General features: G+C 67.2%; 23 protein-coding genes. All 23 read right to left on the bottom strand.

All coding sequences use genetic code 11. The annotated features are described in order from the left end of the window. Positions 1 to 2: 2 nt before the first annotated feature. The gene (nuoK, locus tag ASD55_RS10495) at positions 3 to 308 is read right to left on the bottom strand and encodes an NADH-quinone oxidoreductase subunit NuoK (protein WP_007805214.1); all 306 of its coding nucleotides are present in this window, start codon (positions 306 to 308) and stop codon (positions 3 to 5) included. After that, positions 305 to 949 carry an NADH-quinone oxidoreductase subunit J gene (locus ASD55_RS10490; protein WP_056765933.1) on the bottom strand — a complete coding sequence of 215 codons (645 nt, stop codon included), beginning with the start codon at positions 947 to 949 and terminating at the stop codon, positions 305 to 307. The genes nuoK and ASD55_RS10490 overlap by 4 nt, the downstream gene beginning before the upstream one ends. Positions 950 to 957: 8 nt before the next feature. Next, positions 958 to 1,449: an NADH-quinone oxidoreductase subunit NuoI gene (nuoI, locus tag ASD55_RS10485; protein ID WP_007805211.1), complete on the bottom strand. Its 492-nt coding sequence runs from the start codon at positions 1,447 to 1,449 to the stop codon at positions 958 to 960. 7 nt (positions 1,450 to 1,456) lie between these two features. Beyond that, complete coding sequence (gene nuoH / locus ASD55_RS10480; RefSeq protein WP_056765931.1) at positions 1,457 to 2,485, bottom strand: NADH-quinone oxidoreductase subunit NuoH; 1,029 nt, start codon at positions 2,483 to 2,485, stop codon at positions 1,457 to 1,459. A gap of 4 nt (positions 2,486 to 2,489) precedes the next feature. Then, on the bottom strand, positions 2,490 to 4,811 hold the full coding sequence (gene nuoG / locus ASD55_RS10475; protein WP_056765929.1) for an NADH-quinone oxidoreductase subunit NuoG: 2,322 nt from the start codon (positions 4,809 to 4,811) through the stop codon (positions 2,490 to 2,492). Positions 4,812 to 5,076: 265 nt separating this feature from the next. Continuing rightward, positions 5,077 to 6,402, bottom strand: a complete 1,326-nt coding sequence (nuoF, locus tag ASD55_RS10470; protein ID WP_056765926.1) for an NADH-quinone oxidoreductase subunit NuoF — start codon at positions 6,400 to 6,402, stop codon at positions 5,077 to 5,079. Beyond that, entirely contained in the window at positions 6,402 to 6,971 is a 570-nt protein-coding gene (nuoE, locus tag ASD55_RS10465; protein WP_007805207.1) for an NADH-quinone oxidoreductase subunit NuoE, read from the bottom strand. The genes nuoF and nuoE overlap by 1 nt, the downstream gene beginning before the upstream one ends. Before the next feature lie 21 nt (positions 6,972 to 6,992). After that, positions 6,993 to 8,246: an NADH-quinone oxidoreductase subunit D gene (locus ASD55_RS10460; RefSeq protein ID WP_056718839.1), complete on the bottom strand. Its 1,254-nt coding sequence runs from the start codon at positions 8,244 to 8,246 to the stop codon at positions 6,993 to 6,995. A 2-nt stretch (positions 8,247 to 8,248) separates the two neighbouring features. Next, positions 8,249 to 8,977, bottom strand: a complete 729-nt coding sequence (locus ASD55_RS10455; protein WP_056718838.1) for an NADH-quinone oxidoreductase subunit C — start codon at positions 8,975 to 8,977, stop codon at positions 8,249 to 8,251. 23 nt (positions 8,978 to 9,000) lie between these two features. Then, entirely contained in the window at positions 9,001 to 9,558 is a 558-nt protein-coding gene (locus ASD55_RS10450) for an NADH-quinone oxidoreductase subunit B (RefSeq protein ID WP_007805204.1), read from the bottom strand. Then, positions 9,549 to 9,905, bottom strand: a complete 357-nt coding sequence (locus tag ASD55_RS10445) for an NADH-quinone oxidoreductase subunit A (protein ID WP_007805203.1) — start codon at positions 9,903 to 9,905, stop codon at positions 9,549 to 9,551. Before ASD55_RS10445 ends, ASD55_RS10450 begins: the two co-directional genes overlap by 10 nt. Positions 9,906 to 10,190: 285 nt before the next feature. Further along, positions 10,191 to 10,544, bottom strand: coding sequence for a PilZ domain-containing protein (locus ASD55_RS10440; protein WP_007805201.1), 354 nt, complete (start codon positions 10,542 to 10,544; stop codon positions 10,191 to 10,193). 84 nt (positions 10,545 to 10,628) lie between these two features. Next, positions 10,629 to 13,478 carry an EAL domain-containing protein gene (locus tag ASD55_RS10435; protein ID WP_056765924.1) on the bottom strand — a complete coding sequence of 950 codons (2,850 nt, stop codon included), beginning with the start codon at positions 13,476 to 13,478 and terminating at the stop codon, positions 10,629 to 10,631. Between the two features lie 191 nt (positions 13,479 to 13,669). After that, positions 13,670 to 14,623: a PIG-L family deacetylase gene (locus ASD55_RS10430; RefSeq protein WP_056765922.1), complete on the bottom strand. Its 954-nt coding sequence runs from the start codon at positions 14,621 to 14,623 to the stop codon at positions 13,670 to 13,672. Continuing rightward, the gene (holB, locus tag ASD55_RS10425) at positions 14,620 to 15,555 is read right to left on the bottom strand and encodes a DNA polymerase III subunit delta' (protein ID WP_056765920.1); all 936 of its coding nucleotides are present in this window, start codon (positions 15,553 to 15,555) and stop codon (positions 14,620 to 14,622) included. Before holB ends, ASD55_RS10430 begins: the two co-directional genes overlap by 4 nt. Then, a complete protein-coding gene (gene tmk, locus ASD55_RS10420; protein WP_056765918.1) occupies positions 15,552 to 16,190 on the bottom strand; it encodes a dTMP kinase in 639 nt (212 codons plus the stop codon). Before tmk ends, holB begins: the two co-directional genes overlap by 4 nt. Further along, on the bottom strand, positions 16,187 to 17,221 hold the full coding sequence (gene mltG / locus ASD55_RS10415) for an endolytic transglycosylase MltG (RefSeq protein ID WP_056718833.1): 1,035 nt from the start codon (positions 17,219 to 17,221) through the stop codon (positions 16,187 to 16,189). Before mltG ends, tmk begins: the two co-directional genes overlap by 4 nt. After that, the gene (gene pabC, locus ASD55_RS10410; RefSeq protein ID WP_056765916.1) at positions 17,218 to 18,045 is read right to left on the bottom strand and encodes an aminodeoxychorismate lyase; all 828 of its coding nucleotides are present in this window, start codon (positions 18,043 to 18,045) and stop codon (positions 17,218 to 17,220) included. The genes mltG and pabC overlap by 4 nt, the downstream gene beginning before the upstream one ends. Then, positions 18,045 to 19,391, bottom strand: a complete 1,347-nt coding sequence (locus ASD55_RS10405) for an aminodeoxychorismate synthase component I (protein WP_056765915.1) — start codon at positions 19,389 to 19,391, stop codon at positions 18,045 to 18,047. The genes pabC and ASD55_RS10405 overlap by 1 nt, the downstream gene beginning before the upstream one ends. Before the next feature lie 10 nt (positions 19,392 to 19,401). Beyond that, on the bottom strand, positions 19,402 to 20,640 hold the full coding sequence (gene fabF / locus ASD55_RS10400) for a beta-ketoacyl-ACP synthase II (RefSeq protein WP_007805186.1): 1,239 nt from the start codon (positions 20,638 to 20,640) through the stop codon (positions 19,402 to 19,404). A 242-nt stretch (positions 20,641 to 20,882) separates the two neighbouring features. Continuing rightward, entirely contained in the window at positions 20,883 to 21,122 is a 240-nt protein-coding gene (gene acpP / locus ASD55_RS10395; RefSeq protein ID WP_007805185.1) for an acyl carrier protein, read from the bottom strand. A 197-nt stretch (positions 21,123 to 21,319) separates the two neighbouring features. Further along, positions 21,320 to 22,063: a 3-oxoacyl-ACP reductase FabG gene (gene fabG / locus ASD55_RS10390; protein ID WP_056765913.1), complete on the bottom strand. Its 744-nt coding sequence runs from the start codon at positions 22,061 to 22,063 to the stop codon at positions 21,320 to 21,322. 39 nt (positions 22,064 to 22,102) lie between these two features. Beyond that, positions 22,103 to 23,050 carry an ACP S-malonyltransferase gene (gene fabD / locus ASD55_RS10385; RefSeq protein WP_056766080.1) on the bottom strand — a complete coding sequence of 316 codons (948 nt, stop codon included), beginning with the start codon at positions 23,048 to 23,050 and terminating at the stop codon, positions 22,103 to 22,105. Positions 23,051 to 23,069 lie beyond the last annotated feature (19 nt).

Here is a 23,069-nt window from a genome sequence, read left to right as displayed (position 1 = left end):
GATCAACCCTTCATGCTGTCGATGTCGGCGATATTGATCGTGCTGCGCGTACGGAACAGCAGCACCAGGATCGCCAGGCCGATGGCAGCTTCTGCCGCGGCCACGGTGAGGATGAAGAACACGAACACCTGCCCCGACACGTCGCCGAGGAAGCGCGAGAACGCCACGAAGTTCATGTTCACGGCAAGCAGCATCAACTCGATCGACATCAGCAGCACGATCACGTTCTTGCGGTTGATGAACAGGCCGGCGACGGCGATGCAGAACAGCACCGCGCCCAGCACGATGTAGTGCGCAAGCGTGATCATGGCTGCGGCTCCTGTGATTCGGTCGATTCGTCGGGACGGACAGCGGCCATCTTCACGATGCGCACGCGACGGTTCGGGTCCGCCCTGACCTGCTGGCTGGCCGACTCGTAGCGGGCGTCGCGACGCTCGCGCAGGGTCAGCGCCACGGCGGCCACGATACCCACGGTGAGGATCAGCGCCGCAATCTCGAACGGCAGCAGGAAGCTCGTGTACAGCGCGCGGCCCAGCCAGGCGGTGTTGGACACACCGGCGGCCACCGCCGGATCGGCGCCCATCACGTGCGCCTGCATCGCGCGCACGCCGATCAGGCCCAGCATTTCCGCCAGCATGATCGCGGCCACGAACAGGCCGATCGGCAGGAACTTCACGAAGCCCTCGCGCATTTTCTCCTGGTCGATGTCGAGCATCATCACCACGAACAGGAACAGCACCATCACGGCGCCGACGTAGACCACGATCAGCGCCAGGGCGAGGAACTCGGCCTCCAGCAGCAGCCACAGGCAGGCGGCGCTGAAGAAGGTCAGCACCAGCGCCAGCACCGCGTGCACCGAATTCTTCAGCGTGATCACCGACAGCGCGGCGGCCACGGTGACGAAGCCGAAGGCGTAGAAGCAGATGAGTTGAAGCAGTTGGGGATTCATCGTGGGCCTCAGCGGTACGCCGCGTCTTGTGCGCGGTCGGCGGCGATCTGCTGTTCGAAGCGGTCGCCGATGGCAAGCAGCTTCTGCTTGTCCACCACGTTCTCGCCGCGGTTCTCGAAGTGGTACTCGTGGATCGAGGTCTCGACGATCGAGTCCACCGGGCAGCTTTCTTCGCAGAAGCCGCAGAAGATGCACTTGAACAGGTCGATCTCGTAGCGCGTGGTGCGACGCTGGCCGTCGCTCTCGCGGGGCGCCGAGTCGATCGTGATCGCCAGCGCCGGGCACACCGCCTCGCACAACTTGCAGGCAATGCAGCGTTCCTCGCCGTTCGCGTAGCGGCGCAGCGCGTGCAGGCCGCGGAAGCGGTTCGACTTGGGGATGTGCTCCATCGGGTAGCGCATCGTGTACTTGGGCTTGAACATGTAGCGCATGGTCAGCGCCATGCCCTGCAGCAGCTCGATCAGCAGCAGGCTCTTGAAATAGGCGGAAATGCGATTCATTGGATCCTCAGGCCCCCGTGCCGATGCTGACCAGGCCGTAGTACTTCATCAGGCCCGCCACGAAAACCCACGCGATGGCGATGGGAATGAACACCTTCCAGCCCAGCCGCATGATCTGGTCATAGCGATAGCGCGGGAAGGTGGCGCGGAACCACAGGAACATGAAGGAGAACAGGAAGGCCTTGAGCAGCAGCCACGGAAAACCGCCGTGTCCGATGAAGCCCCACGAGGCCGGGAACGGCGACAGCCAGCCGCCCATGAACAGGATCGCGGCCAGGAAGCTGACCAGGATCATGCTGGCGTATTCGGCCAGGAAGAACAGCGCGAACGCCGAGCCGGAGTACTCCACGTGGAAGCCGGCCACGATCTCCGACTCGCCTTCGGCCACGTCGAACGGGGCGCGGTTGGTCTCGGCCACGCCGGAGATGAAATAGATCACGAACACCGGCAGCAGAGGCAGCCAGAACCAGTCGAGGATGCCCTTGCTGCCAGCCTGCGCGTTGACGATCTCGGTGAGGTTCAGCGAACCGGCCAATACCAGCACGCAGACCAGGCACAGGCCCATCGCCAGCTCATAGGAGATCACCTGCGCGGCCGAACGCATCGCGCCGAGCAACGCATAGCGCGAGTTGGACGCCCAGCCGGCGATGATGATGCCGTACACGCCCATCGAGGTCATCGCCAGCAGGTACAGCACGCCGGCGTTCGCGTTGGACAGCACCATCGAGCTGCTGAACGGCACCACCGCCCACACCGCCAGCGCGGGCACCAGGGCGATCATCGGCGCCATGTAGTAGAGGAAGCGATTCGCCTTGGTCGGCAGGATCACTTCCTTGATCAGCAGCTTCACCACGTCGGCGAAGGCCTGCAGCACGCCGAACGGGCCGATCTTGTTCGGTCCCATGCGCACGTGCATCCAGCCGAGAACCTTGCGCTCCCAGTAGACGAACATCGCCACCGCCAGCACCAGCGGCAACACGATCGCCAGGATGTACAGGACCGGCACGACGAGCTGATGGATGAGTTGATCAAGCATCTGCTTAAGCCTTGCTCAGGGTGATGGACGCGCCGTACGGCGGCAGCGTGGCGGTGAGGTCATGCGCAGCCTCGATCCAGACCGCGCCATCAGGCACGGCCGCATCGATCACCAGCGGCAACGAGGCCTCGGCCACACGTACGGTGTCGCCAGCGGCAAGGCCCTGGCGGGTCGCCTCGGCGGCATTCATCCGCGCCGCCGGGGCACGATTGAGCGGATGCGCATTCAGCGCCGTGGCACGACGCAGCACGGCATCCATGCGATAGATCGGCCAGGTCGCCAGACGGCTCAGGCCGCCCGTCGTGGCGCGCGCCGCCAGACCCTGGCGTCCGGAAACCGCCCGCCCGGCGATACCTTCGCGCAGACCGGCAAGATCGTCGAATTCGAAACCGGCCAGTTGCAGCGCGCCGCCCAGCGCACGCAGCACCTTCCAGCCCGGCCGGGCCTCTCCCGGCGCCTTCGCGCCGGCAGCCACGCCCTGGGCCAGGCCGTCGACGTTGACCAGGGTGGCCTCGCTTTCCGGCAGCAAGGCGATCGGCAGGATCACGTCGGCTACCTCGCGCAGCGCCGGGCTGGCGTAGGCGCTGAACGCCACCACCTGCTCGGCCGCGCGCAAGGCGTTCAGGGCCGCTGCGCCATCGGCGAAATCGTGCGGCGGCTCGACACCGTACAACACATAGCTCTTGCGCGGCTGCGCCAGCATCGCCTGCGCGTCCAGCCCGCCATTGCCCGGCACCACGCCGAGCTGGGCCAGGCCCACCGCATTGGCGCCCACCGGCAACTCGTCGTAGCCGGCGCCCGTGGCGTCGGCAATGAAACGGGCGATGGCACGCAACCAGGACGCCTGCGGATGGGTTACCGCCGCCTCGCCCAGGATCACCACCGCCGGGCCCGACTTCAGCGCCGCGATCGTGTCGTTGCCGGCGTCGTCGCCCGCTACCGCAGCAATGGCGTCGGCCAGCGCCGCCGGCGCCGAAGCGCCCGCGGCGACTGCCGCCCTGGCCAGCGTCATCAGGGCGTCGACCATGGCCGACGGGGCAACGATCGCCTCACCGGCCAGCTTGTAATTGAAATCGAAACGCGCCGGATTGATCGCGTAGATCCTGGCGCCCTTCTTGGTCGCCTGGTGGATGCGGTGGTTGAGCAGCGGCATCTCGTGGCGCAGGTCCGAACCGACCAGCAGCGCTGCGCGGACCTGGCCGACTTCCGCCACCGGCAAGCCGAACGGGCGCGCCACGGCGTTGTCGGCGAAATCGAGCTGGCGCAGGCGATGATCGACGTGGGCGCTGCCCAGGCCGCGGGCCAGCCGCATCAGCAGATCGCCTTCCTCGTTCGAGCTGGCCGGATGAACCAGCATGCCCAGCTCGCTGCCCGGCGCCTTCTTCAGTGCCTCGCCGGCAAATTCCAGCGCCTCTTCCCAGCCAACCACCTGCCACTGGCCGTTGCGCTTGATCTCCGGCTTGCCGATGCGGTCGTCGGCATACATGCCCTGGTGGCTGTAGCGGTCGCGATCGGACAGCCAGCACTCGTTGACCGCCTCGTTGTCGCGAGGCACGGTGCGCAGCACCTCGCCACGGCGCACGTGCAGCCACAGGTTGGAACCCAGTGCATCGTGGTAGCCGACGGACGGCTTGGCGACCAGCTCCCAGGCACGTGCCTTGAACTGGAACGGCTTGTTGGTCAGCGCGCCGACCGGGCAGACATCGATGATGTTGCCGGACAGCTCGGTCTCGATCGTCTTGCCGATATAGGTGCCGATCTGCAGGTCTTCGGTACGCCCCATGCCGCCGAGCTCATAGCTGCCGGCGATCTCGCTGGTGAAACGCACGCAGCGGGTGCAGTGAATGCAGCGGGTCATCTCGGTGGCGACCAGCGGCCCGATGTTCTCGTCGGCCACGGCGCGCTTGCGCTCGGTGTAGCGCGACACACTGCGGCCATAACCCAGCGCCACGTCCTGCAATTCGCACTCGCCGCCCTGGTCGCAGACCGGGCAGTCCAGCGGATGGTTGATCAGCAGGAATTCCATCACGTCTTTCTGGAATTTCAGCGCCTTGTCCGAGCGCGTCATCACCTTCATGCCTTCGGCCACCGGAGTGGCGCACGCCGGCTGCGGCTTGGGCATCAGCTTGCCGCCCATCTCCACGTCGACCAGGCACATGCGGCAGTTGGCGGCGATCGGCAGCTTGCGGTGATAGCAGAAACGCGGGATCGATACGCCGATCGCGTCGGCCGCCTCGATGATCATCGCGCCCTTGCGGATCTGCGTCGGCTTGCCGTCGACCTCGATGTTGATCAGGTCCGGCGCGGTGTTAGAGCCAGAATTCATACGCCGAGCACCTCGCGCCGGGAGCTGTTTGCGCGCAAGACAAGGAAGCGCGAAGGATTGTATGTCGATACATGACTGAGCAATGACGCAGGATTGCGGGCAAACAGACCCGGCCCGGAGGGTTGCGCCTGAGCGGCCGCCATGCGGCAGCCCGCGGCTTGGCCAGACACCCAGTCTGGCACTGCGCCACGCGCTACCACCTGACGACCGCTCAGGCGCAACGCGAGGTGCTCGGCGTATGAATTCTGGCTCCTCGGCTGCGCACTCATGCAGCAACTCCAGAGTTGGCTTGTGCAAGCTTGTCCTCGACCATCGAGCGACCGTGCTGCACGAAGTATTCGAATTCATTCCAGAAGCGGGCCAGGAAGCCCTGCACCGGCCACGCGGCGGCTTCGCCGAAGGCGCAGATGGTGTGGCCCTCGATCTGGCCGGCGATCGCCTTCAGCCGATGCAGGTCTTCCTCGGTGCCCCTGCCCTCGACGATGCGGGTCAGCACACGGTGCATCCAGCCGGTGCCCTCGCGGCACGGCGTGCACTGGCCACACGACTCGGCCTTGTAGAAGCGCGAGATGCGGTGGCAGACCCTGACCATGCAGGTGGTCTCGTCCATCACGATCACCGCGCCGGAACCCAGGCCCGAACCGGCCTTCTGCAGGCAGTCGTAGTCCATCGTGCTGTCGAGCATGACGTCGGCCGGCAGCACCTTCATCGACGAGCCGCCGGGGATCACCGCCTTGAGCTTGTGGCCGTTGCGCACGCCGCCGGCCATCGCCAGCAGCTCGGAGAACGGCGTGCCCAGGCGGATCTCGAAATTGCCGGGGTTGTTGACGTGGCCGGAGACGGAAAAGATCTTCGGGCCGCCGTTGTTCGGCTTGCCGATATTGAGGAACCAGTCGGCGCCGTTGCGCAGGATCGCCGGCACCGAGGCATAGGTCTCGGTGTTGTTGATCGTGGTCGGCTTGCCATACAGGCCGAAACCGGCCGGGAACGGCGGCTTGAAGCGCGGCTGGCCCTTCTTGCCTTCCAGCGACTCCATCAGCGCGGTTTCTTCGCCGCAGATATAGGCGCCCGCGCCGAGCGCGTTGTAGATGTCCACGTCGATGCCACTGCCCTGCACGTTCTTGCCGAGCAGGCCGGCGGCGTAGGCTTCCTTCAGCGCCTCCTCGATGTGCTCGTAGGGCTCGTGATGGAATTCGCCGCGCAGGTAGTTGTAGGCCACGGTGGAACCGGTGCAATAGCAGGCGATGGCCAGGCCCTCGATCACCCCATGCGGGTTGTAACGCAGGATGTCGCGGTCCTTCGCCGTGCCCGGCTCGGACTCGTCCGAGTTGCACAGGATGTACTTCTGCATGTCGCCCTTGGGCATGAAGGACCACTTCAGGCCGGTCGGGAAGCCCGCGCCGCCACGGCCGCGCAGGCTGCTCTTCTTGATCTCGTCGATCAGCGAGGCCGGATCGGGCTTTTCGGCGAGGATCTTCTTCCACGCCTTGTAGCCATCGACCTTCTCGTAGCTTTCCATCGACCACGGCTTGTTGAAATGCAGCGTGGTGTAGACGACCTGGTGGTCCTGGGGTGCGGGTCCGACAGCCATCAGTGGTTCCCCTCGGCGTCGTGGCCGTGCGCAGGGCCATCCATGCTCAGGCCATCGAGGATCGCGTCGATCTTCTCGACGGTCAGGCGCTCATGGTAATGACCGTTCACCGTCATCGCCGGTGCGTAGACGCACGCCGCGATGCATTCTTCTTCCAGTTTCAGATAGATCCGGCCATCGGGCGTGCTTTCGCCCGCCTTGATGCCGAGTTTGGTCTCGCAGTGGCGCAGCAGGTCTTCCGCGCCGTTGAGCCAGCACGAGATGTTGGTGCAGATCGCCACGTTGTTGCGGCCGACCGGCCTGGTTTCCAGCATCGAGTAGAAGCTGGCCACCTCGTACGCCCAGATCGCCGGCAGCTCGAGATACTTGGCCACCGCGGTGATCAGCTCGTCGGTGAGGTAGCCATGGTTCTGCTCCTGCGCGCCAAACAGCGCCTGGATCAGCGCCGAGCGCTTGCGGTCCGGCGGGAACTTGGCCGCCCAGGCATCGATGTGCCGGCGGGTGTGTTCGGTGAGTACGGCGAACGGGTCGACGTTCCTGACCTGCTCGAAATGTCCGGTGGCTTTCATGGGTTTCTCCGTCGTGCCGGCTCAGCGATCCACTTCGCCGAACACGAGGTCATAGGTACCGATCATGGCCACCACGTCGGCGAGCATGTGGCCGCGCACGATGGTGTCCATGGATGACAGGTGGGCGAAGCCCGGTGCGCGCAGGTGCACGCGGAACGGCTTGTTGGCGCCGTCGGAAACCAGGTAGCAGCCGAACTCGCCCTTGGGCGCCTCGACCGCGCAATAGGTCTCGCCGGCCGGCACGCAATAGCCTTCGGTGAACAGCTTGAAGTGATGGATCATGGCTTCCATGTCCTCCTTCATCTCGACCCGCGACGGCGGGGCGACCTTGAAGTTCTTCACCATCACCGGGCCGGGGTTGGCCTTCAGCCACTGCACGCACTGCCGGATGATCCGGTTCGACTGGCGCATCTCTTCCACGCGCACCAGGTAACGGTCGTAGCAGTCGCCGTTGACGCCGACCGGGATGTCGAAGTCCATCTCGGCGTACTTCGCGTACGGCTGCTTCTTGCGCAGGTCCCACTCGACGCCCGAGCCGCGCAGCATCGCGCCGGTCATGCCCCATTGCTGGGCCAGTTCCGGGCTGATCACGCCGATGCCGACGGTGCGCTGTTTCCAGATGCGGTTGGTGGTGAGCAGTTCCTCGTACTCGTCCACCTTGGACGGGAAGTCGGCAGTGAACGCCTCGAGGTAGTCGAGCATCGACCCTTCGCGCCAGCTGTTGATGCGCTTCAGGTCGGCACCCTTGTGCCACGGCGACTCGCGGTACTTCGACATCTGTTCGGGCAGGTCGCGGTAGACGCCGCCGGGGCGATAGTACGTGGCGTGCATGCGCGCGCCCGACACCGCCTCGTAGACGTCCATCAGTTCCTCGCGTTCGCGGAACGCGTACAGGATCACCGCCATCGCGCCCAGGTCGAGCGCGTTCGAGCCGATCCACATCAGGTGGTTCAGGATGCGGGTGATCTCGTCGAACATGGTGCGGATGTACTGCGCACGCTCCGGCGCCGCGATCCCCAGCAGGGTCTCGATCGAGCGCACGTAGGCGTGCTCGTTGCACATCATCGACACGTAGTCGAGCCGGTCCATGTAGCCGATCGACTGGTTGAAAGGCTTGGACTCGGCGAGCTTTTCGGTACCGCGATGCAGCAGGCCCACGTGGGGATCGGCGCGGACGATGGTCTCGCCGTCCATCTCCATGATCAGGCGCAGCACGCCATGGGCGGCCGGATGCTGCGGGCCGAAATTCATCGTGTAGTTGCGGATCTCTTGCATGCTCAATTCTCCCGCCAGTGATCGGCGGCTTCGGCCTTGGCCTGCATCAGGTCGGCATCGTCGCGAATGGTGCGTGGAACCAGCACGCGCGGTTCGATCGACACCGGCTCGTAGATCACCCGCTTCTGCAGCGGGTCGTAGCGCACTTCGACGTTGCCGATCAGCGGGAAGTCCTTGCGGAACGGATGGCCGACGAAGCCATAGTCGGTGAGGATGCGGCGCAGGTCGGGATGGCCATCGAAGATGATGCCGTACAGGTCGAACGCCTCGCGCTCGAACCAGTTCACGCCCGGCCACACCAGGGTCAGCGAAGGCACCACCGGCAGGCTGTCGTCCGCGCAGAACACGCGCAGTCGCAGGCGCCGGTTGTGTTCGAGCGAGAGCAACTGGATCACCGCGGCGAACCGGCGCGGCTGGCTTCCGCCGCGGGGACGTCCGGCCCAGTCGAAGCGACCCTGGGCTTCGCCTTCCACACCGCGGGAAAAGCCGGTGCCGGAGACGGTATCAGTATCCCACTCGGTCTGGCCGTAGCCGAGATAGTCGATGCCGCACAGGTCGATCAGTTCGCTGAAGCGGAACGCCGGCTCGTCGCGCAGCGCGGTGGCCACGGCGATCAGGTCGGCCGCTGCGAGTTCGGCGACGGTTTCATTGCGAACCGTGCTGATGCTCAGCGTGTCGCCGAATCGCGCGATCAGCTGGGTGGCCAGCGAGGTCTTGGGGGTATCGGTCATGGCTGCGCCTTCGGATGTGCCGCTCAAGAGCGCGCGATGGTGCTGGTGCGGCGGATCTTCTTCTGCAACTGCAGGATGCCGTGGATCAGCGCTTCGGCCGTGGGCGGGCAGCCTGGCACGTAGATGTCCACCGGCACGATGCGGTCGCAACCACGCACCACGGAATAGGAGTAGTGGTAATAGCCGCCGCCGTTGGCGCAGCTGCCCATCGAGATCACCCACTTCGGCTCGGGCATCTGGTCGTAGACCTTGCGCAGCGCCGGGGCCATCTTGTTGACCAGGGTGCCGGCCACGATCATCACGTCGGACTGGCGCGGGCTGGGACGGAAGATCACGCCGTAGCGGTCCAGGTCCAGTCGCGACATGCCGGCATGCATCATCTCCACCGCGCAGCAGGCCAGGCCGAACGTCATCGGCCACATCGAGCCGGTGCGCGCCCAGTTCATCAGCGCGTCGATGCTGGTGGTGGCGAAGCCACGCTGCACCACCGGATTGTCGCCGGCGGGCAGCAGGATGTCGTCGACCAGGTTCAACGGCTCCGGGTTGTGCATCACCCGGCTGACGGAATCCATCACTCCCATTCGAGTGCTCCCTTCTTCCACACGTAGGCGAAACCGATGACCAGCAACAGCAGGAACAGGCCCATCTCGATCAGCGCGATCACGCCGAGCTGCTGGAAGACCACCGCCCACGGAAACAGGAAGGCGATTTCCAGATCGAAGATGATGAACAAGATGGCAAGCAGGTAGTAGCGCACGTCGAAGCGCATGCGGGCGTCCTCGAACGCCTCGAAGCCGCACTCGTACGGCGCCAGCTTCTCCGCCTCGGGACGACGCGGGCCTGCCAGCAGGCCAATGGCCAGCAGCACCACGCCAAGGCCGGCAGCGACGCCGATGAACAACAGGACAGGCCAGTATTCGGCAAGCACGATGCAACTTACCTCCGCGCCGTTGGGCGCATCAGTGACCGTGGGTGTGATCGGGCAACTCACGGTCCGGCGATTTCGATTCGGCAGGCCGCTGGGACCCTGGGCTTTCCAGCCCCGTCCGCAGGCGTTGCTGCCATGGACGTCCGACGTCTCGCGAAAAGATTTCGCGAATCCCGCCATTGTATCAGTGCGAAGGGGTACAACAAGCCTTGACGGCTGATTGCGTGCCGACTAACCGCACCACACATGCCCGTCACAAAGTACGGACGCGGCGACGCCCACGCATCACATCGTATGCGTGGGGCGCTCGGAGTTGAGGGTGCCGGCCAGGATGTTCTCGATCCGGCTGCGGGCGGCTTCCGCATCGCCCGACTCGTTGAAGTGGATGCCGATGCCGGCAGTGCGATTGCCCTGGGCACCGACCGGGCTGACCCAGACCACCTTGCCGACCACCGAGATGCGCTCGGTTTCCTCCGCCAGGGTCACCAGCAGGACCACCTCGTCGCCCAGCGAATAGGACTGCGCGGTGGCGGCAAACAGGCCGCCGTGCTTGAGGAACGGCATGTACGCGTTGTACAGCGACGCCGCATCCTTGATTTTCAGCGAGATGATGCCCTGCCGGGCGCCCATGGGTTTCATGCTTGGCTCCTGCCGGACGTGTGACACCTCCGGTCGATGGGACGGATCTTAGAGGCTGTCAGCGGCGCATACCACCGGGCGTCGTCACGCAATGCCCTGCTGGCTCGCCAGCAGCGACTGGCGCTCGTTCACCAGGCTGCCCCAGGACCCCGGCGGAACCCAGCCGGCAACCCAGCCCGGCACCTGCGCGGCCGGCATGGGCCGGGATATCCAGAAGCCCTGCAACTGATGGCAGCCGAGCGAGGCCAGCAGGTCGCCCTGATCGGAGGTTTCCACGCCCTCGGCGATCACCGCCTTGGCCAGCATGCGCGCCGTGGTGATCACCCCCGCGGCGATCGCCATGTTCCGGTCGTTGCTGATGATGTCGCGCACGAAGCTCTGGTCCAGCTTGATGTGTTCGATGTCGAGCTTCTGGATGTGGCTCAGCGAGGCGCTGCCGGTGCCGAAGTCGTCCAGGCCCACGCGGATGCCGCGGCGGCGGCATTCCTCGATCACCTCCTTGGCGCGGGCGTGGTCCATGCTCGGCCCGGTCTCGGTCACCTCGATGCCGAAGCCCACGTCCATCACGTCGGGATAATTCTCCAGCACGGCGTCGATGTCGGTGAAGAAGGCCGGATGCAGCAGGTGGCGGGTGCTGATGTTGACCGACACCGGGATCGAAACGCCCGCGCGGATCCACGACTGGCAGCAGCGCAGCGCCTCTTCCAGCACGTAGCGGCCGATCGGGCGAGCCAGTTGCGGGTCGTCCAGCACGTGCATGAAATTGCCCGGCTCGACCAGCGGATCGCTGTCGCTCAGTCGCAGCAGGGCTTCCATGCCGGCCACGCCGTGCAGGCCCGGCAGGCCGTCGATATAGACGATCGGCTGGAACAGCAGCAGCAGCTGATCCTGCTGCAGGGCCTGCGCGATCCGCTCGCGCATCGCCTGCAGGCGGACCTGCTCGAGCTCCATCGCCGGCTCGTACAACATGCCGCGATCCTTGCCCTCGTCCTTGGCCTGATACATCGCCAGGTCGGCATGACGTACCAGGCCCTCCGCATCCGATTCGTCCAGCGGAAACAGGGTCCAGCCGATGCTGGCCGACAGGTACAGTTGCTCGCCCATCAGGTTGAATGGCGCGCGCAGGACCTGGAGGATGCAGCGGCTGATCACGTCGAGCTGCTCGCGGCTGTCCAGCCCCGGGATGACCAGGGCGAACTCGTCGCCGCCGAAGCGGGCCAGCACGTCCGCCTCGCGCAACATGCCCACGACCCGCGCCGAGGCCTCCGCCAGCACATGGTCGCCGCCACCATGGCCGATCGTGTCGTTGACGCTCTTGAAGCGATCCAGGTCCAGCACGCCCACGGCCAGCAGGCTGCCTTGCGTGCCGGCGCGGGTACGAGCCTGTTCCAGTAGCTCGAACAGTAGGCGGCGGTTCGGCAATCCGGTCACCACGTCATAGAAGGCCAGCCGCTCGACACGTGCCTCGTGCATCTTCTGCCGGGTGATGTCGCGGTGATGCCAGAGGCGTCCACTGGCAACCTCGCCGACCCGCACCGGGGTGAAGTCGCGCAGGAAGATGCGCCCGTCGCCCATGGTCACTTCATCGCCCTTGACGGGCAGGTCCTGCTGCAGGATCTGGCCGATTCGCCGCTCGGCGGATGCCGGATCGGCATAAGTTGAAAGCAGTCGTGCGTAGAGCCAGTCCGCCGCCCTGCCCTCCAGCTCGGCGGGCGATTCGGGCAGGCCGAACAGGGTGCAGAAGGCCTCGTTGGCAAACCCCACGCGATCGTCCTCGGACACCACCAGGATGCCGGCATGCTGGGTGGACAGCACCGTGCGGAAATACTGCAGGTTGAAGCGCAGTTCCTGTTCCGCCGCCAGCCTGGCCGTTTGGGCGCGCTGCACCTGGATACCCAGCCCCAGCTCCACCGCCATCTCGGCGAAGGCCTGGATCTCGATGTCGCCGAAGGCATCCGCAGTGGCCGCGCCGACGACCAGGCAACCGGCGATCGCCCCGGCCACACGCAGCGGCAAGGCCAGCAGCGACTGCACGTCTGCACACCTGGACTGCGCCGCGCCTCGATGGCTCGACTGAGGCTGACCCAGTGCAAGCGCCCTGGCCACCATGACGCCCGCAGGCGTGCGATCGAGCGGGCTCGACTGGAGGTCCTGCAGCAAGCCGGCGTCCAGCCCTTCGTGCGCCTGCTGCAGCAGGCGACCTGGATCACCGGCTTCGAGCAGGCCGATCCAGGCAGCGCTGTAACCACCGGTGGCACGCAGCACGCGACAGGCGCCGGACAACAGCGACGGTTCGCTTTCGCTGTGGGTGACCAGCTTGATCATCTCACTGAGCAGGCGCAGCGCACGCCGCTGCCGCGCCTCGTCCTGCACCGAAAGCAGCAGCCGCGTGCGTTGCTCGTGCGCTTCGAGACCGAACCCGATGCTGATCGCCGCCTGCTGCAGCAGCTCGATCATCCGCGGCGAGAAATAGTCGGCGTGCGCGGCCCGTATCATCAGCGCCGCGCAGACTTCGCCAAACTTCAGCACCGGCACGGCCAGCGCGGCACCTACCTCGTGCCTTGCGTAGGCGGGCCGGAACATCTGCAGGGCCTCGCTGTGGCGGATGTCGGCTTCGAGTTGCGGCTCGCCGCGCCAGAACGCGGGCTGCGCCGCCGAAAACGGGATGCGTTCGGGGTAGATGTCGGCCATCCCGGCAGCCACGTCGGCGGGCGCGATGCGCTGCAGCCAGCCGCTGCGGTGGTCCAGTTCGCCCACCATCACCAGCCGCGCGCCGATCCGGCGCTGCAGGACCTCGATCACCGCCTCGTACAGGACTGCCGGCTCCAGCGCACGCACCAGCAGCTGCCCGATCTCGGACAACGCGGCATGGAAACTCTCGCCTGACGCGGCATCGGCTGCCACCTGCGTCGAGTCCTGCTCCGATATGTGCATTCGGATGTCCGCCGGATGGGCCGGCTGCGATGACGTCTGCCCTTCCAGGCAGCTGCTGGAACCACTGGAATTGCCGTCACCGGATTGCGTGACCGGACGTGATGACGGACCAGGCCACCGTCATCTTCCCCCTGCCTCAAGCTAGCCCGGTCAACCGGGGCGCGCAAGAGCCGTCCTGTACGGGCAGCCGATCAGGAAAGTTCGCACCAGCCCCAGTGGTCGAAAATCCACGGCGTGGGCAAGGCCAGGGTCAGGCGCGCGAAGACCGGCGCCGGCCGTGCCACGGCGGAGGGCAGCAGGCGCCAGCTTCCGGTATCGTCGCGTTGCAGCGGGGCCTGTGCCCAGCGCCAGCGTTCCACCCCCGCTGCACTGACCACGCTGAGCCGCAGCCACGGGTTCAACCAGGCTGGCGGCCGCCAGGGCAAGGCCGCCAGTGGCGGGGCTGGCCAGGCCCAGCACTCCGGCCGGCCAGCCAGATGCCGCATGCGCGTGCCGCTGAGTGCCATCTGGCTGCGATGCGCCTCCAGCGCCGCGAGCTTGCGGGCGAGCTGCAAGGTGCTGCCGGCCACTTCGAAGGACTCGTCGCCACGCTCCCCGTGCACCAGGTAGCCCAGCAGGGGCGGCGGGTCGGCCTGCCCGGCCAGGGCCAGGCGCACCAGCACATGCGCCGAGCCATGATCCGGATGATGGTCGGACAGCGCCGGCGCCAGCACCAGGCTGGGGCGAAACGCATCGATGGCCGCCGCCAGCGTCGCCACGGAGGCCTCGGGCGACTGCAACAGCAGCTCGGTCAGTCCCATGTCCGGCCAGCCCAGCGACTGCAGGCTCGAATCAGCCAGGCCAAGCTGCTGCAGCGCCTGCAACATTTCGCCACGACGGCGCTGGCCCCAGCGCCTGCGATCGTCGGCGCCGATGCGGATGCGCCGCTCCAGCCAGCGCTGCGGCCAGGGATTGTTGTCGCCGGCCGTGAGCAGCAGGATGCGCACCTCGCCGCCCGCCGCACGCACCCGCTGGATCAGCAGGCCGGTGGCGATGGTTTCGTCATCCGGATGCGGCGCGACCACCAGCAACCGGGTCTGCCCGGAAAACTCCGGCAGGCCATCCATCGCCGCCGACGTCAGCGAGATGCCGCCAGCCGGGGTCATCGCCACTGCGCGAGCAGTTCGAGCAGCAACAGGTCGCCACGCAGCGGCCCGCGCAAGGCCTCGCGGGTACGATTGACCGCGTCATACCAGTGCGCCAGCGCCTCGACGTCCATGGCGCTGGCCAACGGCGCGGCGCTGGCTGATGAACGCGCACGGATCTCGTCCGCGGTGGCCTGGGCGGCGAACCACAGCCGCTGCGCCGGCTCGTTGTCCAGCCAGCGCTTGACCACTTCGGTCGGCTGGCCGCGGCCGGCCGCCAGCGCAGCCAGGTCCTTGCGTACTTCCTGCCGGCGCTCCAGCGCGCCCTCGCCGGCCCAGGCCCGGGCCAGGCCGGGATTGCCGGCAGCCGCCGCCAGCGCCTCCGCGGGGTGGCGCACGCCTTCGTCCTGCAGCCAGGCCAGCGCATCGGCTTCGGCCGGAAGCTGGAACTCGACCCGCTGGCAGCGACTGCGAATCGTCTGCGGCAGGCGCCAGGGCGCATCGGCCAGCAGGATCAGCATGGTCTGCGCGGCCGGCTCCTCCAGCGTCTTCAGCAGCGCATTGGCGGCAGCCGCGTTCATCGCGTCGGCAGGGTCGATGACCGCCACCTGCCAGCCGCCAAACTGGCTGTTCATCGCCAGCCGCGCGGACAGTTCGCGGATCTGGTCGACCACGATCTCGCTGCGCTGCACGCCGTCCTTGCGCAGCCCGAAACTCAAGGTGACCAGGTCCGGATGGGAACCGGCGGCGATCAGCAGGCAGCTGCGGCAATGGCCGCAGGGCTCGCCGTCCACCGGCTCACTGCACAGCAGGCCCTGCATGAAATGCTGGACGAACGCGCGCTTGCCCAGGCCGGCGGCGCCGCAGACCAGCAGGGCGTGCGCCAGTGCCCCGCGCTGGCGACTCGCCTGCAGCCGCGCCCAGTGCGGAACCTGCCAGGGCAACACGCTCATGCCCGCGCCCCGGCCAGCAGGTCTTCCACTGCCATCGTGGCGGCAGCCAGCACCTGGGCCGGCGACTGGCCGGCGTCGAGCGTCCGGAAACGTTCGGGTTCGGCCGCGGCACGCTCGCGATAACGGGCACGCACGCGTTCGAAGAAGGCATCCGCCTCGACTTCGATGCGGTCGGCGTCGCCGCGTCCGGCGGCGCGCGCCCGCCCGGTGGCTACCGGCAAGTCGAGCAGCAGGGTCAGGTCCGGCTGCACGCCCATGCAGGCCCAGCGTTCCAGCTCCGCGATGCGTTCGGTCGGCTGGCCGCGACCGCCACCCTGGTAGGCATGGCTGGCATCGGCGTAGCGGTCACACAGTACCCAGCGCCCCGCCGCCAGGGCCGGCTCGATCACCTCGCGCACCAGTTGCGCACGCGCGGCGAACATCAGCAGCAGTTCGGTTTCCGCGGCCATGCCGCGCTGGGCCGGATCGAGCACGATGGCACGCACGGCCTCGCCCACGGTGGTTCCGCCGGGTTCGCGCGTCTGCACCAGCGACACGCCGTTTCGTTCGATGTGTTCGCGCAGGCCGGCCAGCAAGGTGCTCTTGCCCGCGCCCTCGCCGCCTTCGAGGCTGATGAACTTCCCTCGCGCGATCATCGGCAACGCTTCCGCTGGTAGCAGTCGACATTGCGATTGTGTTCTTCCAGCGAGCGCGCAAACACATGGCCGCCATCGCCACGCGCCACGAAATACAGCGCGTCGCCGGCGGCCGGATGCAGGGCCGCGACCAGCGCGGGCCTGCCGGGCAAGGCGATCGGCGTCGGCGGCAGGCCGGCCCGGGTATAGGTGTTGAACGGCGTGTCGGTGGTCAGGTCGCTCTTGCGGATATTGCCGGCGTAGTTCGCACCCATGCCGTAGATCACGCTGGGGTCGGTCTGCAGCAGCATGTGGTTCTGCAGCCGCCGCACGAACACCCCGGCGATCTGCGCCCGCTCGACGGGAAGGCCGGTTTCCTTTTCCACGATCGAGGCCAGGATCAGCGCCTCGTACGGCGTGGCCAGCGGCAGGTCCGGCGCGCGGCCCGGCCACAATTCATCCAGCGTCTTCACCATCGCGGCGTGCGCACGGCGCAGGATGTCCAGATCGCTGTCGCCCTTCACATAGGCATAGGTCTCGGGCAGGAAACGCCCTTCCGGCGCCTCGCCGCCCGCACCGATCTTCTGCATCAGGGCAGCGTCATCCAGGTTGGCGCTGTCGTGCTGCAGCTTCTCCGCCCTGGCCAGCGCCTGGCGCAGCTCGGCGAAGGTCCAGCCGTCGACGATGGTGAAATTGCGCTGCAGCACCCTGCCTGCCGCCATGTTGGCCAGCAGCTGGCGCGGCGTGATGCCCGGCTCGAGCGCGTACTCGCCGGCATGCAGCTTGCCGGCCACTCGCATCTGCGCCGCCAGCGCCCGCCAGTACAGCGGGTTGGCCGTGCTCAGGCCCTGCCGGCGCAGGTCGGCGACGATGTCCCTGAAGCTGCTGCCCCGGGCCACCTCGATGCTGCCACCGCCGGCCGCCACGTTCAGCGGCGTCGAATTGAACCGCGTATAGGCGTTGCCGAGATAGAACACGGCGCCGGCCGCCGCCAGCAACAGGAGCACCAGCAGCTTGAGCCATGCGCGGCCGCGCACCCGTTTGTCACTCATCCAGCCTGCTCCATCGTGAAACCCAGATCCTGCCAATGCTGCTGCAACCGGCGCGTGAGTGCACCGGGCCGATGGTCGCGCCCATCGAGCGAACGCACCGGCACGATGCCGCGCACACTCGAACTGAGGAACAACTCGTCCGCCGCATGCAGCATCGCCAGCGTCATGTCACCCACTCGCGCCGCGGGACAGCACGCCAGCACCTCGGCTCGCGCCACCCCGGCCACGCCGCAACGGTCCAGCGATGGCGTCAGCAACTGACCATCGATCACCGCAAACAGATTGGCCATGGTCGCCGAAATCACCCGCTCGTGGCTATCCAGCAGGACGCCTTCGGCGATCGCCGGATCATCCCACTCGGCCCGCGCCATGACCTGCTCCAGCCGGTTCAGATGCTTGATGCCGGCCAGCAGGGGCTGTTCCGCCAGGCGGATGGCGCAGACGCGCATGCGCACGCCTTGCGCATACACGTCCCGGTCCACTTGCGGTGGTGCGAATGCAGCCACCACGCGGGTGGGTTGCGCGTGGACCGGCAGCGCGTAGCCGCGCTCACCCTGGCCGCGGCTGAGCGTGATGCGGACCACCGACTGCGGCATGCCGGCGCTGACCTGCAACGCCTCGCGCCAAAGTTGCTGCGGGTCAGCCGCGGGAATCCGCAGGCGCGCGCAGCCATCGGCCAGTCGTTGCATGTGACGCGACCACAGGGGCGCGACGCCGCCGACCAGGCGAATGCTTTCGAACAGGCCGTCACCGTAGGCCAGGCCACGATCCAGCACCGAAACCTGCTGCGCCGCTGCGCCGTCGACCAGGATGCGCGCAGGCATCAGTCCGGCACTCCCAGCGCGCGCAGCAGCCCGCGCGCCTTGGCACGGGTTTCCGCCAGCTCGCTGGCTGCCACCGAATCGGCCACGATGCCGGCGCCGGCGCGCAGGCTCACTTCGTTGCCCAGCAGGGTCAGCGTGCGGATCAGGATGTTCAAGTCGAGCTCACCGTTGCGATCGAGATAACCCAGCGCGCCGGTATAGGCGCCGCGTGGCGCGTCTTCCAGCGCCGCGATGATTTCCATGCAGCGCACCTTGGGACAACCGGTGATGGTGCCGCCCGGGAAGGTCGCGGCAATCACCTCGCCGGGCGTCACCTCGCTGCGCAGTCGCCCGCGTACATTGGAGACGATGTGGTGAACGTGGGCGTAACTCTCCACCACCATCAGCTCGTCGACCGCGACCGTGCCCGGCACGCAGACCCGACCCAGGTCGTTGCGCTCCAGGTCGATCAGCATCACGTGCTCGGCGCGCTCCTTCGGATGCGCGCTGAGCTCGCGGATGCGCGCCGCATCGTCGTCACCGGGCACGCGTGGACGGGTGCCGGCGATCGGCCGGGTCTGCGCCACGCCGCCGCGCACTTCGACCAGCCGTTCCGGCGACGAGCTCACCACCGCCCAGCCCGGCTGCTGCAGCAGGCCCGCAAACGGCGCCGGGTTGGCACGGCGCAATACCGCGTAGAGCGAGGCCGCGGTGGGCGGCTGCGCATAACGGGCGCGCCAGGCGCGCGACAGGTTCACCTGGAAGATGTCGCCGGCATGGAGATGCTCGTGGATGCGCGCCACGCCTTCGAGGAAATGTTCCGGCGCGTCCTCGTCCCAACCGCACGGTCCGGCCAGCGGCGGGATCGAGGATTCCGCGCAAAGATCCGCTTCGAGCCGGTCGAGAAGATCCTCCCGCCACGCCTCGGCGACCAGGATCGTGCAGTCACGTGCATGGTCGACGATCACCGCCGCCGGGCAGCGCAGCGCCAGCGCCAGGGGCAGCTCGGCGGGCGGGCGCAGGCGCAGGCCCGGCTCGATTTCGCCGGCCAGTTCATAGGCCAGCAGCAGCACCCAGCCGCCATGGAACGGCAGGTCGTCGTCCGCGGGCGGCAGGCGGGCGGCGCGCCAGTCCTCATCCAGCGCGTCGAGGAAGCGCCCTTCCCGCTGCCGTCCGTCGTGGTCGCGCAGGCTCCCGTCCGCGTGCAGGCTCAGCGAGTCTTCGGGAAATCCGAACAGGATGTCGTAGCGCGACTGCGCGGTGCCATGCACCACGCTTTCCAGCAGGCAGGGATAGCGCGCGGGAAATGAAGCGGCCGGCGCGAGCAGGTCGCGCCGGCCGGCCAGGATGCGGCGATGGCAGGTCACGCGTGGCGCGTCAGACGCGACGGAAGGCCAGCGTGCCGTTGGTGCCGCCAAAGCCGAACGAGTTGGAGATCGCCACGTCGAACTTCGCCTCGCGCGCGGTGTTCGGCACGAAGTCGAGATCGCAACCTTCGCCGGGATTGTCCAGGTTGATCGTGGGCGGCAGCACCTGGTCGCGCAGCGCCAGGATGGTGAAGATCGCCTCGACGCCGCCGGCCGCACCCAGCAGGTGGCCGGTGGTCGACTTGGTCGAGCTCATCGCCAGCTTGTAGGCGTGGTCGCCGAACACCTTCTTCGCCGCCATCACCTCGCCCAGGTCGCCCAGCGGCGTGGAGGTGCCATGCGCATTGACGTACTGCACTTCGGCGGGGTTCAGGCGTGCATCGTCCAGCGCCGTCTGCATGCAGCGCGCCGCGCCTTCGCCGCCCTCGCTGGGTGCGGTCATGTGGTACGCGTCGCCACTCATGCCGAAACCGACCAGCTCGGCGTAGATGCGGGCGCCGCGGGCCTTGGCGTGTTCGTACTCTTCCAGCATCAGCACGCCGGAACCGTCGGACAGCACGAAGCCGTCGCGGTCCTTGTCCCACGGACGGCTGGCCCTGGTCGGCTCGTCGTTGCGGGTGGACATCGCCTTGGCCGAGCAGAAGCCGGCCATCGCGGTGCCGGTGGTGGCGAACTCGGCGCCGCCGGCGATCATCGCGTCGGCATCGCCGTACTGGATCATCCGCGCGGCCAGGCCGATGTTGTGGGTGCCGGTGGTGCACGCCGTCACGCAGGCGATGTTCGGGCCTTTCAGGCCGAACATGATCGACAGCTGGCCCGAGACCATGTTGATGATCGAGCTGGGCACGTAGAACGGCGAGACGCGGCGCGGGCCCTTGGCGGCCAGCTCCAGTGCGGTCGCCTCGATCGTGTACAGGCCGCCGATGCCGGCGCCCACCGCCACGCCGATGCGCGGCGCATTCGCCTCGGTCACTTCCAGCCCGGAATCGCGCAGGGCCTGGGTGCCGGCAGCCACGCCATAGTGGATGAACGGGTCCATCTTCTTGACGTCTTTCGCCGCCATCCAGTCAGCCGGATCGAAGCCGCTGACCTGGCCGGCAATGCGCGTGGAATAAGCGGAGGTGTCGAAATGCGTGACCGGGCCGATCCCGCTGACACCCTGGACGACGCGATCCCAGGCGCTGGCGATGTCGTTGCCGACCGGCGAGATGATGCCCATGCCGGTCACTACCACACGTCGCTTGCTCATGCTGATTTCCTTACGTGATTGCGCGGATCTGCCGCTGCCGACAGCGCAGGTAAAGCCCTGACTCGTCCGGTCCGCGACTCATCCGGGCCGCCGGATTCCCCGACGACCATACGGGATCGGACGTTACAAAATGCAGAAACGAAAACTGCGCCAAGATGGCGCAGCCTTCGGTACCGCCGTGTGAACGAACCGGCCCGCACCAGGCGAGCCCATCCGCTCAACGGCGGTCAATTCACTGCCGATCAATCCTTGGAGTGGGCCTTGATGTAATCGACGGCCTGCTGCACGGTGGTGATCTTCTCGGCATCTTCATCCGGAATCTCGGTCTCGAATTCTTCTTCGAGTGCCATCACCAGTTCCACCGTGTCCAGCGAATCTGCGCCCAGGTCGTCAACGAACGAAGCGTTCGCCGTGACTTCATCTTCCTTCACGCCCAACTGCTCGATGACGATTTTCTTGACGCGCTCTTCGATGGTGCTCATGTTGCCCATACCTCTCAAGGAGTAATTGATTTGTCTGTGCCGGCTCAAAGCCTGCAAAAGGCCGGCGCATTGTAGTGGCTAAACCGCAAGGCTGCCACGATGGGCCGGCATCACGGGGAAGAGACCCCCGCTGACCGGCACGAAAGCGCAATTGTCGCCTAAAACGAAGCTGCTGGCGACAACTGCGTCAACCCACGCTACGGCATGTACATGCCGCCGTTGACGTGCAGTGTCTCTCCGGTGATGTAGGCGGCCGCCGGCGAGGCCAGGAAGCCCACCGCGCTGGCGATGTCCTGCGCCTCGCCCAGCCGCCCCAGCGCGATCTGCCCCAGCATCGCCTGTTTGGCGTCCTCGGGCAGTGCCCGGGTCATGTCGGTATCGATGAAGCCGGGCGCCACCACGTTGACGGTGATGCCGCGGCTGCCGATCTCGCGGGCCAGCGACTTGGAGAACGCGATGATGCCCGCCTTGGCCGCCGCGTAATTGGCCTGCCCCGGATTGCCGGTGAGGCCGATCACCGAGGCGATCGAGATGATGCGACCCTTCTTCGCCTTCATCATGCCGCGCATCACCGCCTTCGAGGTGCGGTAGACCGAGGTGAGGTTGGTGTCGATGATCGCCTGCCAGTCCTCTTCCTTCATGCGCATCAACAACTGGTCGCGGGTGATGCCCGCGTTGTTGACCAGGATCGAGACCGTGCCGAACTCCTTCGCGATCGCCTCGACCAGGCCCTCGACGGCCGCGCCGTCGGTGACGTCCAGCTTGCGGCCGTGACCGCCGTGGGCGGCCATGCGCTCGCCGATGGCGGCGGCACCGCCGTCGCTGGTGGCCGTGCCGATGACGGTGGCGCCCATCGCCGCCAGCTCGTCCGCGATCGCCGCGCCGATGCCGCGACTGGCGCCGGTGACCAGCGCGATTTCACCTTGCAGTGGTTTGCTCATGAAAAACGTTCCTTCGGAAATCCGATGATCGAGGGGCCGTCAGGCCCACTCGGTGAGTGCGGCATCGAGATCCGCCGGCGCGCCGATCGCGCGCGCCTCGATGCTCTTGTCGATGCGCTTGATCAGGCCGGCCAGCACCTTGCCCGGGCCGCATTCGGCGACGCGCGTGGCGCCACCGGCGGCCAGCGCCTGCACGCATTCGGTCCAGCGCACGGGCATGTACAGCTGGCGCTGCAACGCCCCGCGAATCTCTTCGATGCTGCCGTAGCTGCACGCTTCGGCATTCTGGATCACCGGCACCGAGGGCAGCTTCCAGTCGACCGTCGCCATCCGCTCGCCCAGCTTGTCGGCCGCTCCGCGCATCAGTGCGCAATGCGACGGCACCGACACCGCCAGCTTGATCGCCTTCTTCACGCCCAGTTCGGCCAGTCGCGCCAGCGCGCGATCGACCGCTTCGGCGTTGCCGGCGATCACCAGCTGGCCGGGCGAATTGAAATTCGCCGGCGCCACCACCTGGCCCTGCGCCACCTCGTCGCACACCGCCGCGATCTGCGCGTCGTCGCCGCCAAGGATCGCCGCCATCGCGCCGACGCCCGCCGGCACCGCGGCCTGCATCAGCCGGCCGCGTTCGGCCACCAGCGCGGCCGCGTCATGCAGGGAGATCGCTCCGGCGCAGACCAGCGCGCTGTACTCGCCCAGGCTGTGACCTGATAGGCGAGCCGGCTGCGCGCCGCCCAGCTTCTGCCACACCCGCCACACCGCGACGCTGGCCGCGAGCAGCGCGGGCTGGGTGTTCTCGGTACGGTTGAGCTGATCTTCCGGACCCTGGGCGCTCAGGCTCCACAGATCGACACCGGCGCCTTGCGAAGCTTCGTCGAAGGTGGCCCGGACTTCACTGTGTGCGGCGGCCAGTTCGGTCAACATGCCGACCGACTGCGAACCCTGGCCGGGAAAGACGAAAGCGAGCGAGGAAGCGGTTGAACTCATGGATGGGCGAATCCCGTCG

This window comes from Rhodanobacter sp. Root561, from assembly GCF_001427365.1.
GTDB lineage: Bacteria > Pseudomonadota > Gammaproteobacteria > Xanthomonadales > Rhodanobacteraceae > Rhodanobacter.
Note: the sequence above shows the minus strand (reverse complement) of the source record. Positions and strands in the feature narration are given on the sequence as shown.

What these genes read in the sequence shown, in the direction of transcription:
- nuoK (WP_007805214.1), bottom strand. Translation starts at nt 308, where the DNA reads ATGATCACGCTTGCGCACTACATCGTGCTGGGCGCGGTGCTGTTCTGC.
- nuoE (WP_007805207.1), bottom strand. Translation starts at nt 6,971, where the DNA reads ATGAAAGCCACCGGACATTTCGAGCAGGTCAGGAACGTCGACCCGTTC.
- ASD55_RS10455 (WP_056718838.1), bottom strand. Translation starts at nt 8,977, where the DNA reads ATGACCGATACCCCCAAGACCTCGCTGGCCACCCAGCTGATCGCGCGA.
- fabG (WP_056765913.1), bottom strand. Translation starts at nt 22,063, where the DNA reads ATGAGCAAACCACTGCAAGGTGAAATCGCGCTGGTCACCGGCGCCAGT.
- ASD55_RS10435 (WP_056765924.1), bottom strand. Translation starts at nt 13,478, where the DNA reads ATGCACATATCGGAGCAGGACTCGACGCAGGTGGCAGCCGATGCCGCG.
- fabD (WP_056766080.1), bottom strand. Translation starts at nt 23,050, where the DNA reads ATGAGTTCAACCGCTTCCTCGCTCGCTTTCGTCTTTCCCGGCCAGGGT.
- ASD55_RS10440 (WP_007805201.1), bottom strand. Translation starts at nt 10,544, where the DNA reads ATGAAACCCATGGGCGCCCGGCAGGGCATCATCTCGCTGAAAATCAAG.
- fabF (WP_007805186.1), bottom strand. Translation starts at nt 20,640, where the DNA reads ATGAGCAAGCGACGTGTGGTAGTGACCGGCATGGGCATCATCTCGCCG.
- nuoG (WP_056765929.1), bottom strand. Translation starts at nt 4,811, where the DNA reads ATGAATTCTGGCTCTAACACCGCGCCGGACCTGATCAACATCGAGGTC.
- ASD55_RS10490 (WP_056765933.1), bottom strand. Translation starts at nt 949, where the DNA reads ATGAATCCCCAACTGCTTCAACTCATCTGCTTCTACGCCTTCGGCTTC.
- pabC (WP_056765916.1), bottom strand. Translation starts at nt 18,045, where the DNA reads ATGCCTGCGCGCATCCTGGTCGACGGCGCAGCGGCGCAGCAGGTTTCG.
- nuoF (WP_056765926.1), bottom strand. Translation starts at nt 6,402, where the DNA reads ATGGCTGTCGGACCCGCACCCCAGGACCACCAGGTCGTCTACACCACG.
- tmk (WP_056765918.1), bottom strand. Translation starts at nt 16,190, where the DNA reads ATGATCGCGCGAGGGAAGTTCATCAGCCTCGAAGGCGGCGAGGGCGCG.
- mltG (WP_056718833.1), bottom strand. Translation starts at nt 17,221, where the DNA reads ATGAGTGACAAACGGGTGCGCGGCCGCGCATGGCTCAAGCTGCTGGTG.
- nuoI (WP_007805211.1), bottom strand. Translation starts at nt 1,449, where the DNA reads ATGAATCGCATTTCCGCCTATTTCAAGAGCCTGCTGCTGATCGAGCTG.
- ASD55_RS10460 (WP_056718839.1), bottom strand. Translation starts at nt 8,246, where the DNA reads ATGCAAGAGATCCGCAACTACACGATGAATTTCGGCCCGCAGCATCCG.
- ASD55_RS10430 (WP_056765922.1), bottom strand. Translation starts at nt 14,623, where the DNA reads ATGACCCCGGCTGGCGGCATCTCGCTGACGTCGGCGGCGATGGATGGC.
- ASD55_RS10450 (WP_007805204.1), bottom strand. Translation starts at nt 9,558, where the DNA reads ATGGGAGTGATGGATTCCGTCAGCCGGGTGATGCACAACCCGGAGCCG.
- holB (WP_056765920.1), bottom strand. Translation starts at nt 15,555, where the DNA reads ATGAGCGTGTTGCCCTGGCAGGTTCCGCACTGGGCGCGGCTGCAGGCG.
- nuoH (WP_056765931.1), bottom strand. Translation starts at nt 2,485, where the DNA reads ATGCTTGATCAACTCATCCATCAGCTCGTCGTGCCGGTCCTGTACATC.
- acpP (WP_007805185.1), bottom strand. Translation starts at nt 21,122, where the DNA reads ATGAGCACCATCGAAGAGCGCGTCAAGAAAATCGTCATCGAGCAGTTG.